This is a genomic window from Streptomyces sp. SID5469 (assembly GCF_009862865.1).
Taxonomy (GTDB): domain Bacteria; phylum Actinomycetota; class Actinomycetes; order Streptomycetales; family Streptomycetaceae; genus Streptomyces; species Streptomyces avermitilis.
Genome location: NZ_WWIN01000001.1, coordinates 8,139,379 through 8,153,233, shown reverse-complemented (window position 1 = coordinate 8,153,233; position 13,855 = coordinate 8,139,379). Strand labels below are relative to the sequence as shown.

Genomic DNA, 13,855 nt, shown 5'->3' with positions numbered 1-13,855 from the left:
TCCGGAACGGCTCCACGGTCACCGTACGGACGCATCCCTCGGCGTCGTCCGGATACCCCTCGCCGAAGGCGTCACCACATGCGGAACTCACCGCCGGGGAGGGTGACCGCGCAGGCGTCGAGGGCCGCTCGGTCGCCGCTTCGCGGAGCGGGTACCGAAGGTTGGAAAAGCGGACTGTCCTCCCCGCGCGCGGTGCACAGCACGGCGCCCCGCGCGCCGGAGAGGTCGTCTCAGTCCCGTGCCAGTCCGAACCGCGCCCGCAGCCCGGTCCGTTCGTCGGCGGCCACGGCGGCCGCTCCGTCCGTCACCGTCTCGTACACGGACAGGATGTCGGCGCCCACGGTCGACCAGTCGAAGCGCCGCACATGGGCGCTCCCCCGCTCGCGCAGCTCGGCCCGGCGCCCTGGGTCGCCGAGCAGTCGCAGCGCCGACTCGGCCAGCGCGTCGGCGTCCTCGTTGGCGAACAGTTCCCCCGCCGCCCCCTGGTCGAGCACCTGGGCGAAGGCGTCCAGGTCCGACGCGAGCACCGGAGCGCCCGCCGACATCGCCTCGACCAGGATGATCCCGAAGCTCTCGCCGCCGGTGTTGGGGGCCACGTACACGTCGACGCTGCGCAGGAAGCGCGCCTTGTCCTCGTCGCTGACCATGCCGAGGAACCGGACGTGCTCGCGCATCTCCTTGGGCAGCGTCTCCACGGCCTCCTCCTCGTCGCCGCGCCCGGCGACCAGGAGCCGGGTTCCCGGGCGCTCGGCGAGGATCTTCGGCAGGGCCTTCATGAGCACCGGCAGGCCCTTGCGGGGCTCGTCGATACGGCCGATGAAGCCGAGCGTGTCCCCCTGCCACTCGGGGTCGGGCTTGGCCCGCGCGAAGAAGTCCACGTCCACGCCGTTCGGGATGACGACGGCGTCCCCGCCCAGGTGTTCGACCAGGGTGCGACGCGCGTACTCGCTCACCGCGATGCGCGCGCTGATCTTCTCCAGCGCGGGCTGCAGGATCGGGTACGCGGCGATCATCGCCCGGGAGCGCGGGTTGGACGTGTGGAAGGTGGCCACGATCGGGCCCTGCGCCGCCCAGCACGTCAGCAGGCCGAGCGACGGCGAGGTCGGCTCGTGGATGTGGATCACGTCGAACTCGCCGTCGTGCAGCCAGCGCCGCACCCGGGCCGCGGACAGGAACCCGAAGTTCAGGCGGGCCACCGAGCCGTTGTAGGGCACCGGAACCGCGCGGCCCGCCGAGACGACGTACGGCGGCAGGGGGGTGTCGTCGTCCGCCGGAGCGAGGACGGACACCTCGTGCCCGAGACGGATGAGGTGCTCGGCCAGATCCCGGATGTGGAACTGGACGCCGCCCGGCACGTCCCAGGAGTACGGGCAGACGATGCCGATCCTCACAGCCGTCCCCCGTCGGTGGACTCCGTGCGAGGTTCCAGGTCGGCGAGCCACAGCCGTTGCAGCATGTGCCAGTCCTCCGGATGGTCGGCGATCCCCGTGGCGAAGGCATCGGCCAGCGCCTGTGTCATGACAGACGTCTTCTCGGCCCGCGTACCTGTCTCGGGCACCTCGACCGGCGGATGAAGCCGGCCCTTCATCACGGGTGACTCGTCGTACCAGAGCGTCGCCGCCAGCAGGACGGCGCCGGTCTGCTGGGCGAGCAGCGCCGGTCCGGCCGGCATCCGGGTGGTCGCGCCGAAGAAGTCGACCTCGACGCCCGACGCGGACAGGTCACGGTCCGCGACCAGACAGACGAGGCCGCCGTCGCGCAGCCGGCGCGCCAGCGTGCCGAAAGCGGAGCCCCCGCTGTGCGGCAGCACCTCCATGCCGAGGCCCTCGCGGTAGGCGACGAACCGGTCGTACAGGGACTCGGGCCTGAGGCGCTCCGCGACCGTCGTGAACGGCGTCTCCAGCTTGGTGGTGACCCAGGCGCCGGCCAGGTCCCAGTTGCCCAGGTGCGGCAGCGCGAGGACGACGCCCCGGCCGGAGGCCAGCCCGTCGGTGAGGTGGTGCAGGTCCTTCGGGTCGAAGCCGTTCTTCACCCGCTCCGCGCTCCACGCGGGCAGCCGGAAGGACTCCATCCAGTAACGCAGATAGGAACGCATCCCCGCCCTGGACAGCTCGGCGAGCCGCTCGGGGGTCGCGTCGGGCACCACGCGCGCGTAGTTGCTCTCCAGACGTCGTACGCCCTTGCCGCGCCGCTTCCAGGTGAGGTCCGCGACGGTTTGTCCGAGCCGCGCGGCGACCGGCTCGGGGAGCTTCCTGACGGTGCTCCAGCCGAGCGCGTAGGCCCCGTCCGTCAGCCGCTCCTGCAGACTGCTCACGACGCGGCTCCGCTCCCCTGCGAGGCGTTCTCGGCGGCGGTCGCGGCGTCCGCCTCCGCGGACTCGCGGCGGACCGTGACGACACGCTGGATCAGCGTGACCAGGCTGCCGACGGCGACGATCCACAGAGCGATCGGCAGCAGCACCTGGATGCCGGGCACGCCGAACTTGTGCAGCCCGGCGAAACCGGCCGCGACCAGCGAGATCACCAGGCGTTCGGCGCGCTCGACCAGACCGTTGACGGCGACCGGCAGACCGATCGACTCGCCACGCGCCTTGGTGTACGAGACCACCTGGCCACTGGCCAGACAGAAGATCGAGACGGCGCACAGCACGTTGTTGTCACCGCCGCCCGCGTACCAGAGGGCGAAGCCGCCGAAGATCGCGCCGTCGGCGACCCGGTCCAGGGTGGAGTCCAGGAACGCGCCCCAGCGGCTGGTGCGGCCGAGCTGGCGGGCCATGTTGCCGTCGACGAGGTCCGAGAAGACGAACAGCGTGATGACGATCGTGCCCCAGAAGAACTCCCCCCGGGGGTAGAAGACCAGCGCGCCCGCGATCACTCCGGCGGTGCCGAGGAGCGTGACCGTGTCGGGGCTCACGCCCCGGCGGATGAGAAACGCGGCGAACGGTGTGAGGACACGCGTGAAGAATGCACGCGCGTACTTGTTCAGCATGGCCTTCCCGATGGTCGGTGTCGCCGCGCGGCCCCTGCTGGCCACCGGCTGGCCCATCGTAGCCACGCGCGCGCTTGTGCGACGGTCGGGCACCCGCACCCTCCGTGTCATGGCCTGATGCGTCCGTGTCACGCCGCGATCGCGTCCGTCGTATGGACGCACCGTGACGGGAGTGCAAAGCTCGAAGACACCGCGGGCGTCATCGGAGCCGCCACCGCACGCGGATCCGCACGTCCGCGCCCACAGTGACCTCACCGTGCACGGGAGGCAAGGCCATGGGCGACAAGGCGAACGCACACCCCGGAGCCGCCGGCAGGGCTACGGCGGCCGACCACCCCGCGTCCGTACGGAATGTGGTGCTGGTCGGCCACAGCGGATCGGGCAAGACGACTTTGGTGGAAGCTCTCGCGCTGACGGCGGGAGCAGTGAACCGGGCGGGCCGCGTCGAGGACGGCGGCACCGTCTCCGACTACGACGACATCGAGCACCGCCAGAAGCGCTCGGTGCAGCTCTCGCTCGTCCCCGTCGACTGGGACGGGTACAAGATCAACATCTTGGACACCCCCGGATACGCCGACTTCGTCGGTGAACTCAGGGCCGGTCTGCGAGCTGCGGACGCGGCCCTTTTCGTGGTCTCCGCCTCGGACGGCGTGGACGGCTCGACCCGCATGGTGTGGGAGGAGTGCGCGGCGGTCGGCATGCCGCGCGCCATCGTCGTCACGCATCTGGAGGCGGCCCGGGCGGACTTCGACGAGATGACCCGGACCTGCGCGGAGGCCTTCGGCGCCGACGACCCCGACGCCGTACTGCCGCTGTATCTGCCGCTCCACGGCGAGCAGGGGCCCGACGGGCACGCGCCCGTGACCGGCCTGACCGGACTGCTCTCCCAGCGGCTGTTCGACTACTCCACCGGGGAGCGCAAGGAGTCGGAGCCCGGCCCGGACCAGCTGCCGCTCCTGGCGCAGGCCCGCAACCGGCTGATCGAGGGAATCATCGCCGAGAGCGAGGACGAGACCCTCATGGACCGCTATCTCGGCGGCGAGGAGATCGACGTCAAGACGCTCGTGCAGGACCTGGAGCGGGCCGTGGCGCGCGGGACCTTCTTCCCGGTGCTGGCCGCCGCGCCCGCCGCCGAGGGCGCCCGTCAGGGCCTCGGCACGGTCGAGCTCCTCGAGCTGATCACGGGCGGCTTCCCGACCCCGCTGGAGCGCGCCGCGCCCAAGGTCACCACGCCCGACGGCACGGCGCGCGAGGTCACGGCCTGCGACCCGGGCGGACCGCTGGTGGCGGAGGTCGTGAAGACCGCCAGCGATCCCTATGTGGGCCGGGTCTCCCTCGTCCGCGTCTTCTCCGGAACCCTGCGCGCCGACGACACGGTGCACGTCTCCGGGCACGGCCTGGCCGACCGCGGGCACGAGGACCACGATGTCGACGAGCGCATCGGCGCCCTGTCCACGCCGTTCGGAAAGCAGCAGCGCTCCCTCACGCACTGCATCGCGGGCGATCTGGCCTGCGTGGCGAAGCTGAATCGCGCGGAGACCGGCGACACCCTCTCCGCCAAGGACGACCCGCTGCTGATGGCGCCGTGGGAGATGCCCGATCCGCTGCTGCCGCTGGCCATCCAGGCGCACAGCAAGGCGGACGAGGACAAACTCAGCCAGGGTCTGGGCAGGCTGGTGGCCGAGGATCCGACCATGCGCCTGGAACAGAACCAGCACACCCACCAGGTGGTGCTCTGGTGCCTGGGCGAGGCACACGCGGACGTCGCACTGGAGCGGCTGCGCAACCGGTACGGCGTCCAGGTCGACGTGATCCCGCACAAGGTCGCCCTGCGGGAGACGTTCGCGGGCAGGGCCGCCGGGCGCGGCCGCCATGTGAAACAGTCCGGCGGCCACGGGCAGTACGCGATCTGCGAGATCGAGGTCGAGCCGCTGCCAGGCGGCGCCGGCATCGAGTTCGTGGACAAGGTCGTCGGCGGTGCCGTGCCCCGGCAGTTCATCCCGTCCGTGGAGAAGGGTGTACGGGCCCAGGCGGCCAGGGGTGTCGCGGCCGGCTATCCGCTCATCGACGTACGGGTCACGCTGCTCGACGGCAAGGCGCACTCCGTGGACTCCTCCGACGCGGCCTTCCAGACGGCGGGCGCGCTGGCCCTGCGCGAGGCGGCGGCCGACGCCAGGATCCATCTCCTGGAGCCGGTGGCCGAGGTGACCGTCCTGGTCGGCGACGACTACGTGGGCACCGTGATGAGCGATCTGTCCGGGCGGCGCGGGCGCGTGGTCGGCACCGAGCAGGCGGGCGGCGGGCGCACGCTCGTACGGGCCGAGGTGCCGGAGATCGAGATCGGCCGGTACGCCGTCGATCTGCGCTCCCTCTCGCACGGCACCGCCCGTTTCAGCCGCGCCTACGCACGGCACGAACCGATGCCCCCTCAGGTTGCGGAGCGGCTCCGCGAACAGACGCGGCAGGCCTCGTAGTTGGAACGCGTCACCGCGCAGGACCGGACTGAGGACCGAACCGGTGACGCCCGTCTCCCGTCGGCGGACGGCTTCTCGGCCGTCCGCCGACGAATGTCGGTGGCGGCGGATACGCTGATGACCTGATCAAGTTGTGACTGCATCAGCACGATGACCTGTTCAACAGGTGTGCGGGGCAAGGAAGTCGGGAAGGCCGCAGAAGCGGGATCGGCGGCGATGGGGGCGGCAGTGGCGGACGACGGATTCGATTTCAGCCCGGGGGCGCAGGTGCCCCTGTCGGGCTCCGCGGGCCAGACGGCGGCGACCTTCGCCCTGGCTTCGGCGGCCTACCGGGACAACCCGGTCGAGGAGATCCTCAAGGCCGACAACGAGTGGCACCAGTCGACGGTCAAGGGCCCCCGCAGAGGTGCGAAGATCCTGCGGCCCAACCTCGGCGAGGCCTTCTCCCGAGCGGTGATCGACCGCATGCTCGGAGTCGGCCGCAACCCGCTCATCCAGTCCTTCGGCACGGAGCCGCAGGTCATCGTCGAGCACTGCCTGGCGGCGCACAACATCCGCCGGGAGCGGGACAACTGGCTCACGGCGGTGATAGTGCTGTGCGGCCTGATCTTCCTGCCGGGCCTCATCGTCTGGCTGCTGGTCTTCCAGATCCGGACGGCCATCGCCCGGCGCGAGGACAAGCGCGCCTCCGCCCTCGGCACCACCCTGCTGGTCGCCGTGGGCGCCCTCGCCGTGATCTTCCTGATCCGTATGCCCTTCACGGGCTTCTGGGGCTGGTACGCGCGCGCGGCGGTCGTCGTCCCGGTCGTCGGCTGGCTGTGGGCCAAGCAGATCTGCGAACGCACGGCCAAGGATCTGCGGGAGCGCTGGGACAGCCTGCTGGCCGGCGGCGCCATCGGCGCCAAGGTCCCGGAGGCCGTGCCCGGCAGCCCCGGCGAGACCGCGGCCGAGCAGCTGCGCCAGTCCCTCGCCCGGCTCAGCGCCGAGCAGCAGTCCAACTCCGTCTTCTACGCGGGCCCCAAGGGCATACTCGGCATGGGCACGCGCTGGGGCAGCTGGCAGCTCGCCGAGGACCTGGTGCCGCGCGAGGCGGGCAAGGAGATCCACCCCTTCCGCAGCTGGGACGTCATACGGTCCATCCACGACCAGCTGCGCATGCTGGAGCGCGGCCCCCTCAACACCGGCGGTTTCCCCAAGCCGTCGATCAAGCACTGGGTCGTCACACCGATCGGTGAGAACGCCAAGGCGGTCTCCCGTCCGGGCGGCACGGACGTCGACGCGTACCAGGTCAAGAACCACGCGATACAGGACATCTGCAACAAGCAGCAGTTCGGCAGCGGCGACCGGCACTACCTCGGGGTCCAGTGGACGCTCTGGGACGGCCAGCTGATCATCACCATGCTGATCACCGTGACCGTGCTGCACGAGACACTGCGCATCGAGGTCACCGGCCACGCCCTGGGCCCGGTGAACTCCCTGTTCACCACGAAGCCGGAGGCCCCCTCGAAGCAGGTCGCCAAGTCGGTCAGGTTCTGGGAGACCCGCACGGTCAAGCTCCCGCTGGTCGACGCCGACGAGGTGGTACGCCTCGCGGTCCGCGCGCCCCTCACCTGGTATCCGCCGCTGCTCAACTGGCTCGGCGGCTCGCTGACGCTCCCCGAGCCCTTCGGGCTGCGGCACGCCTGGGCGGACCAGCCGTGGCGGCACCGCTTCATGGCCGACGACGCGCTGCGGGCCGCGACGCCCGTGCTGCGCGTGGTGCACGCGGCGGCGATCAGGGTGCTGGAGGAGAACGGCGTGGACACGGAGAAGTTCGGCAACCGCTCGTCCTTCCTCAGCACCGCGGTCCAGGACCCGACACCGAGGAAGGCGGACGTGTACGACGCGTAGCGCCTCCGGCGCGCGGGCCCACTCGGGCGGGCCCGCGCGGCACCGCCCCAGGGCCCGTCCGGCTGATCAGGTCGTGCCAGGCCCCGGGTATCCGGCGTGATCCGCCGGACACGCCCTGGCTAGGCAGCCGTGGGCCAGGCCTCCGCCAGCATCTTCCGGGTGTCCGCGAGGAGCTGCGGCAGCACCTTGGTGTGGCCGACGACCGGCATGAAGTTGGTGTCGCCGCCCCAGCGCGGCACGATGTGCTGGTGGAGGTGGGCGGCGATGCCCGCACCCGCCACCGTGCCCTGGTTCATGCCGATGTTGAAGCCGTGCGCTCCCGACGCCGTACGCAGCGCGGTCATCGCCTGCTTGGTCAGCTCGGCGAGTTCGGCGGTCTCCGACTCGGTGAGGTCCGTGTAGTCGGCGACATGGCGGTAGGGCACGACCATCAGATGGCCGCCGTTGTACGGGTACAGGTTGAGCACCGCGTACACCTGCTCGCCGCGCCGGACGATGAGCCCGTCCTCGTCGGACTTGGCCGGGATCGAGCAGAAGGGACAGCCGTCGTCGGCCCCCGGACCGGTGGGCTTGTTCTCGCCCTGGATGTACGCCATCCGATGAGGCGTCCACAGGCGCTGGAACGCGTCCTGCGTTCCCACTCCGATCTGCTGCTCCGGCTCACTCGTCATGAGGTGCAGCATATTGCTTCGCCCGTTCGCGGCGTGTCGGCGGGGCTCCGGCAGAATCGTCCGGGACCAAGCTGGGCCGATGGACGACCAGAGCCGCTACGACCGCTGGGAGCGGTGCGCCGAGATCCCGCTGGGGGTGGCGTCGCTCCTCTGTCCGAGCTCGTACGCGGTGCAGGTCCTGGGGCACGGTCTGCCCGAGGCCGGGCGCGACCTCTGCTTTCCCGGTGACGTGCGCCGGAAAGGGCACACGGCCCCGCACGATCCCCGTAGGCGAACCTCTGCGGCAGCCACGACGAGGAGGAGGACGAGAGGAGGCCCCCGGGGAGCTGACGGCTCCCCGGGGGCCTCCCCCTCACGTGCGACGTACGCGTCAGACCTGTGTCCGCTCCTCGACGACCTTCGCGATCTTGGCGATGGCCTCGTCGAGCGGGATGCCGTTCTCCTGCGAGCCGTCGCGGTAGCGGAAGGAGACGGCGCCGGCCGTCATGTCCTCGTCGCCCGCGATGACCATGAAGGGCACCTTCTGCTTCTGCGCGTTGCGGATCTTCTTCTGCATACGGTCCGAGGACGAGTCGACCTCGACCCGCAGGCCCTTCTTCTTCGCCTCGGCGGCAAACTTCTGCAGGTACTCGACGTGCGCGTCGCCGATCGGGATGCCGACCGCCTGGACGGGCGCCAGCCACGCCGGGAACGCGCCCGCGTAGTGCTCGAGGAGCACCGCGAAGAACCGCTCGATGGAGCCGAACAGGGCGCGGTGGATCATGACCGGACGCTGCTTGGAGCCGTCGGGGCCCGTGTACTCCAGGTCGAAGCGCTCCGGCAGGTTGAAGTCGAGCTGCACGGTCGACATCTGCCAGGTGCGGCCGATGGCGTCCTTGGCCTGGACGGAGATCTTCGGGCCGTAGAACGCGGCGCCGCCCGGGTCCGGGACCAGCGGCAGGCCCTGCTTCTCGGCCACCTGCCGCAGCGTCTCGGTGGCCTCCTCCCAGACCTCGTCCGAGCCGACGAACTTCTCCGGGTCCTTGGTGGACAGCTCCAGGTAGAAGTCGGTCAGGCCGTAGTCGCGCAGCAGGTTCAGCACGAAGGTGAGCGTCTTGTCAAGCTCGTCGGCCATCTTCTCGCGCGTGCAGTAGATGTGCGCGTCGTCCTGGGTGAAGCCGCGGGCCCGGGTGAGGCCGTGCACGACGCCCGACTTCTCGTACCGGTACACGGTCCCGAACTCGAAGAGGCGCAGCGGCAGTTCACGGTACGAGCGGCCGCGCGCGTCGAAGATCAGGTTGTGCATCGGGCAGTTCATGGGCTTGAGGTAGTAGTCCACGCCCTCGTCGAGCTGCATGGGCGGGTACATGCCGTCGGCGTACCAGTCCAGGTGGCCCGAGGTCTCGAAGAGCTTCCCCTTGGTGGCGTGCGGGGTGTAGACGAACTCGTAGCCCTCTTCCTCGTGGCGGCGCCGCGAGTAGTCCTCCATCACCCGGCGGACGATGCCGCCCTTGGGGTGGAAGACGGCGAGGCCGGAGCCGATCTGGTCCGGGATGGAGAACAGGTCCAGCTCGTTGCCCAGCTTGCGGTGGTCGCGCTTCTCCGCCTCGGCGAGGAAGTCGAGGTGCGCCTTCAGCTCGTCCTTCGACGGCCAGGCGGTGCCGTAGATGCGCTGGAGCATCGGGTTCTTCTCGCTGCCGCGCCAGTACGCGGCGGCGTTGCGCATCAGCTTGAACGCCGGGATGTTCCGGGTGGTGGGCAGGTGGGGACCGCGGCAGAGGTCCTTCCAACACAGGTCACCGGTCTTGGCGTCGAGGTTGTCGTAGATGGTCAGCTCGCCGGAGCCGACCTCGACATTCGCCCCGTCGTCGTTGGAGGCGGAGCCCTTGATGCCGATCAGTTCCAGCTTGTACGGCTCGTCCGCCAGCTCCTCACGGGCCGCCTCATCGGTGACGACGCGGCGCGAGAAGCGCTGGCCGCGCTTCTGGATCTCCTGCATCTTCTTCTCGATGGCCTTGAGATCCTCGGGCGTGAACGGCTTCGCGACGTCGAAGTCGTAGTAGAAGCCGTCCTTGACCGGCGGGCCGATGCCCAGCTTGGCCTCGGGGAACAGCTCCTGCACGGCCTGGGCCATGACGTGCGCGGTGGAGTGGCGCAGGATGTTGAGGCCGTCCTCGGAGGAGATCTGGACGGGCTCGACCTCCTCGCCGTCCTTCACCTCGTAGGCCAGGTCCTTCAGCTCGCCGCCCACACGGGCCGCGACGACGGTGCGCTCGCCGGGGAAGAGGTCGGCGGCCGTAGTGCCCGTCGTCACCACGCGCTCTTCCCGCTCGGAATCGCGTTGGATGATCACACGGACGTCTGACACCGGTCTCTCCTACCTACGGGGCACGCTCGCATCTTCTATTGCGCGCGCAATACAAAGGCGATCGTACCGAGACCGGGGTGCCCCTCGCGAAACGGTTATGTCAGTCCCCGCTGCACGCCTCCTCGAAGAAGTCCAGGTTCTCCTGGAGCGACTTCATCAGCCGGTCCCGCTCCGCCTCGTCGACCTGCACCGGCGCCACCTCGGACACGTCCGTGAGCCGCCGGAAACCGCCCCGGCTCTCCAGCCGCCCGTGCACCAGCACGGGCAGCCCGACGAGGTGGGCGTGGCCCGCTGTCCGGTACGACTCCTCGTCCAGCGTCATCCGTACGTGCGGCACCTCGGCCCCCGCCAGGACCCGCAGCCGTACGGCGCCCGCGCCGCGCGGCCCCGACCTGCGCATCCGTACGACCGTGCCGGTGATCCGCACCGGCACGGAGGGCTCCTCGCGCAGATAGCGGGCGCCCGCCTCGCGCAGGAAGGGCAGGTCGCCGGGCGAGAACTCGACGGCTTCGGCGGGCGCCGCGCAGCCTTCGGGGACACCGGCGGCGGGCGCCCACTCGACGGCGATCCGGGCGCCCTCCGTGCCGCGGACGAGGGCGACCAGCGCCTCGGTGAGCTCATGGCTGACGCCGGCCTGGACGGCCGCGTCGAAGGCTTCCATGCCGCCGGTGGCCCGCCGGTAGTCGACGGCCTCGCGGACCGAGTACAGGGCCTGGTGCAGTCGTACGGCGAGGGGGCGCTCCGTCTCGACGGGCACGAACGCGGTGAGCCGGTGTCCCCCGGGGGCGGCGCCGACCAGGACGCTCTCCAGGGACGCGGCGGCGGGCCGCCGGTGCCGGGCGCCGTGGTAGCCGGCCCGCCCGCGCGTGGCGAGTGCGCCCGCGAGCAGCATCTGCCGGGCGGCGGTGCGCAGCTGGTCCTCGACGGGCCAGGGCGCGGCGCCCGCGGGCCCGGCCGGGACGTCCCGCCACCAGTGGATCTCGTCGCTGGGCACGGCGAGCGCGATCAGGACGTCCCGGGCTGAGGGGGATCCGCTGCGGGAGAGCGCGACGAGGGCTTCGCCGAGCAGGTCGTCGCTGTCGGGGAAGGCCCGGCTCTCGGGCACCAGCAGGCTTGTGCCGCCGCTGCCGGGTCCCGGTGGGGTCCAGCGGCCGTAGCGTCCGGCGGGTCCGCCGCGCCGCTGCCAGCCGTGGCGGTGCAGGAGGGCGCTGAGGACGGCGGGGTCGACCTGGCCCGGGTCGGGCGGCTGGTTCTCCGGGAGGGCCTCGACCGGGTGGGGCCGCACGGGGCGTAGGGGTTCGTGGGTCGGGCGGTGCGTCACGGTCTGCCTCCCGTTCCGACCCGCGTCATGATCTCGCAGAGCGCTCGGTCGTCGAAGATGCGCGAGGTCGGTATGCGCACGGTGGTCCTGCGCCGGCCGGTGACGGCATGTCCGGCGAGGTTGATCCAGTAGCAGCAGTGCCGCAGGTCGAGGCGGTCGTGGCTGGCGCGCAGCCAGTCGTCCTGGGCCCGGGGCACGAGCATCACGACCAGGATCTTGTGCACCGAGACCGGGGTGCGGGCGAGCTTCGCCAGGTGCGCGTTGTCGAGCGTGAAGGAGAAGGCGGGGCCCGGCGGATTCGGCGGGATCTGGTACGTGCACTTGAGCTGCACCTTGATGGTGACTTCGTCGTCGACCGTGTGCCCGGGGGCGCTGTGGCTGACGTGCCAGTCGATGCCGTTGTCCGGAAAGGGCTGGGACAGCGAGCAGCCCGCGGCCGCCGCGACCGCGTGCAGGTAGCCCACCTGCAGTGTCTCCATGCAGGCGGTGGTGGCGAGGGTGCCGCGAGGGGGTGCCGTGCGCTGGGGCAGCAGCCCGCCCCGTTCGGGCTGCGCTATCGCCATGACCAACAGCCTTCCAGACCAAGTGAATCCCCGTGCCGGGTCGCTGAACTGCAAAGACCCGTACCCCTGTTGTCTCCTTCCGGCGTACGGCGCAAACAGCCCGGGTATCACCAAACAGGCAGAAGACGGAGCGTCAGCCACCGCGGGTGAACGAGGAGTTGTGTTCGTATGACGTGCTGGTACGAAGGCCCCTTGGCCGCGTTCGACACGGAGACCACGGGCGTGGACGTCGAGACCGACCGGATCGTGTCGGCCGCCGTCGTCGTCCAGGACGCCCCGGGGGCCCGTCCGCGGGTGTCCCGGTGGCTGGTGAACCCCGGAGTGCCGGTGCCGGCCGGTGCGACGGCGGTGCACGGACTGACCGACGAGCATCTTCAGCGCAACGGCCGCTGGCCGTCGCCGGTGATGGACGAGATAGCCAGGGAGCTGGGAGAACAGGCCACCGCGGGCCGGCCGCTCGTGGTGATGAACGCGCCGTTCGATCTCACGCTCCTGGACCGGGAGTTGCGCCGTCATCGCGCCTCCTGCCTCGACCACTGGTTCGAGTCGGCGCCGCTGCGCGTGCTCGATCCCCGGGTACTCGACAAGCATCTGGACCGCTACCGCAAGGGCCGCCGCACGCTCACCGATCTGTGCGCCCACTACGACGTCGCCCTTGAGGGCGCGCACGACGCGGCGGCCGACGCGCTGGCCGCGATGGAGGTCGTACGGGCGGTGGGGCGCCGTTTCGCTACCCGGCTGGAGCGGCTCTCGCCGGCCGAGCTGCACACCTTGCAGGCGGTGTGGCACGCGGCACAGGCGCGCGGGCTTCAGGCGTGGTTCGCGCGCAGCGGTACGCCGGAGGCGGTGGACCCGGCGTGGCCGCTGCGTCCGGAGCTGCCGGCGGCGGCGTGAGCACAAAAGCGTGAGCACAAAACACGGTGTGAGCACAAAAAAACCGGTCCGTCTGCGACGGACCGGTTTCTCCCGGTGGGCGATACTGGGTTCGAACCAGTGACCTCTTCGGTGTGAACGAAGCGCTCTCCCACTGAGCTAATCGCCCGGGAACGCACTGAACAATACAGGTCCCCTCGGGTTTCGTTCAAACCGCTTGCCGGCCGCCGTCCAGGTGGGCGAGGAGTCCGCGTTGTCCGGCCCGCATCATCAGGGCGTGGTTGGCGCGGAAGACGGGCCGTCCCGGCACGGCGAACCGCCTCAGCAGCGGCTTGCGCACGTCGACTTCCTGGTCGTAGCGGGCGAGGGTGCCCGGTCCGCCGGCGGTGACGGTCCAGCGTGCCCAGCCGTCGATGTCACCGGTCATGGTGATCTCCAGGATCCCGGCCGCCGTGTCGTGCCGCACGTCCCGCGCGGTGAACGTCATGTCGTACGGAAGCAGGGAGCGGATCCTGATCACTCCGCAGTCCTCGTCGAGCCGCGTCACCTCGCGCACCTGCGGCCACCAGCGCGGGTAGTCCTCGACCCGCTCGAGCGCGGCATACACGCGGGCGGGCGGTGCCGGCAGCGCCCACAGGCTGCGGAAGCGGTAGTGACTCCAGTCCATGCCCCGAGTCTGCCGGTGGGGAGGCCTGCCGTGGGAGATCTGAGTACGGACTGAGTATGTG

11 protein-coding genes and 1 tRNA gene are annotated in these 13,855 nt (G+C 70.8%); 3 read left to right on the top strand and 9 right to left on the bottom strand.

Features of this window, described 5'->3' with window-relative positions; all coding sequences use genetic code 11:
• Positions 1-230: 230 nt before the first annotated feature.
• The 3 genes from GTY58_RS35450 to pgsA are packed head-to-tail and all read right to left on the bottom strand — an operon-like array spanning position 231 to position 3,045.
• Complete coding sequence (locus tag GTY58_RS35450; protein ID WP_010988226.1) at positions 231-1,391, bottom strand: glycosyltransferase family 4 protein; 1,161 nt, start codon at positions 1,389-1,391, stop codon at positions 231-233.
• Positions 1,388-2,314, bottom strand: a complete 927-nt coding sequence (locus GTY58_RS35445; protein ID WP_010988225.1) for a phosphatidylinositol mannoside acyltransferase — start codon at positions 2,312-2,314, stop codon at positions 1,388-1,390. Before GTY58_RS35445 ends, GTY58_RS35450 begins: the two co-directional genes overlap by 4 nt.
• Positions 2,311-3,045, bottom strand: a complete 735-nt coding sequence (gene pgsA, locus GTY58_RS35440) for a phosphatidylinositol phosphate synthase (protein WP_010988224.1) — start codon at positions 3,043-3,045, stop codon at positions 2,311-2,313. Before pgsA ends, GTY58_RS35445 begins: the two co-directional genes overlap by 4 nt.
• A gap of 218 nt (positions 3,046-3,263) precedes the next feature.
• Here pgsA and GTY58_RS35435 point away from each other — a divergent pair, with 218 nt between their 5' ends.
• Positions 3,264-5,462 carry an elongation factor G-like protein EF-G2 gene (locus GTY58_RS35435; RefSeq protein ID WP_010988223.1) on the top strand — a complete coding sequence of 733 codons (2,199 nt, stop codon included), beginning with the start codon at positions 3,264-3,266 and terminating at the stop codon, positions 5,460-5,462.
• 216 nt (positions 5,463-5,678) lie between these two features.
• Positions 5,679-7,352: a hypothetical protein gene (locus GTY58_RS35430; protein WP_042493912.1), complete on the top strand. Its 1,674-nt coding sequence runs from the start codon at positions 5,679-5,681 to the stop codon at positions 7,350-7,352.
• A gap of 119 nt (positions 7,353-7,471) precedes the next feature.
• On the opposite strand, the gene GTY58_RS35425 is transcribed toward GTY58_RS35430, so the two are convergent.
• From GTY58_RS35425 to GTY58_RS35410, 4 genes are all read right to left on the bottom strand, one after another.
• A complete protein-coding gene (locus tag GTY58_RS35425) occupies positions 7,472-8,035 on the bottom strand; it encodes an HIT domain-containing protein (RefSeq protein WP_010988221.1) in 564 nt (187 codons plus the stop codon).
• A gap of 358 nt (positions 8,036-8,393) precedes the next feature.
• The gene (thrS, locus tag GTY58_RS35420) at positions 8,394-10,370 is read right to left on the bottom strand and encodes a threonine--tRNA ligase (protein WP_010988220.1); all 1,977 of its coding nucleotides are present in this window, start codon (positions 10,368-10,370) and stop codon (positions 8,394-8,396) included.
• Positions 10,371-10,470: 100 nt separating this feature from the next.
• A complete protein-coding gene (locus GTY58_RS35415) occupies positions 10,471-11,691 on the bottom strand; it encodes a hypothetical protein (RefSeq protein WP_010988219.1) in 1,221 nt (406 codons plus the stop codon).
• A complete protein-coding gene (locus GTY58_RS35410; protein ID WP_010988218.1) occupies positions 11,688-12,254 on the bottom strand; it encodes a DUF4365 domain-containing protein in 567 nt (188 codons plus the stop codon). The genes GTY58_RS35415 and GTY58_RS35410 overlap by 4 nt, the downstream gene beginning before the upstream one ends.
• 168 nt (positions 12,255-12,422) lie before the next feature.
• On the opposite strand from GTY58_RS35410, the gene GTY58_RS35405 reads away from it, so the two are divergent.
• Complete coding sequence (locus GTY58_RS35405; protein WP_010988217.1) at positions 12,423-13,148, top strand: 3'-5' exonuclease; 726 nt, start codon at positions 12,423-12,425, stop codon at positions 13,146-13,148.
• A gap of 76 nt (positions 13,149-13,224) precedes the next feature.
• Here GTY58_RS35405 and GTY58_RS35400 read toward each other — a convergent pair.
• Positions 13,225-13,296 (bottom strand) — tRNA-Val (locus GTY58_RS35400).
• 39 nt (positions 13,297-13,335) lie between these two features.
• Positions 13,336-13,794 (bottom strand): SRPBCC family protein, encoded by a 459-nt coding sequence (locus GTY58_RS35395; protein WP_010988216.1) that lies wholly within the window; start codon positions 13,792-13,794, stop codon positions 13,336-13,338.
• Between the last annotated feature and the right edge of the window lie 61 nt (positions 13,795-13,855).

Bases quoted from the DNA above. Each gene is read 5' to 3' on its own strand.
- pgsA (WP_010988224.1), bottom strand. From the start codon at position 3,045: ATGGGCCAGCCGGTGGCCAGCAGGGGCCGCGCGGCGACACCGACCATC.
- GTY58_RS35435 (WP_010988223.1), top strand. From the start codon at position 3,264: ATGGGCGACAAGGCGAACGCACACCCCGGAGCCGCCGGCAGGGCTACG.
- GTY58_RS35430 (WP_042493912.1), top strand. From the start codon at position 5,679: ATGGGGGCGGCAGTGGCGGACGACGGATTCGATTTCAGCCCGGGGGCG.
- GTY58_RS35425 (WP_010988221.1), bottom strand. From the start codon at position 8,035: ATGCTGCACCTCATGACGAGTGAGCCGGAGCAGCAGATCGGAGTGGGA.
- GTY58_RS35410 (WP_010988218.1), bottom strand. From the start codon at position 12,254: ATGGCGATAGCGCAGCCCGAACGGGGCGGGCTGCTGCCCCAGCGCACG.
- GTY58_RS35405 (WP_010988217.1), top strand. From the start codon at position 12,423: ATGACGTGCTGGTACGAAGGCCCCTTGGCCGCGTTCGACACGGAGACC.
- GTY58_RS35395 (WP_010988216.1), bottom strand. From the start codon at position 13,794: ATGGACTGGAGTCACTACCGCTTCCGCAGCCTGTGGGCGCTGCCGGCA.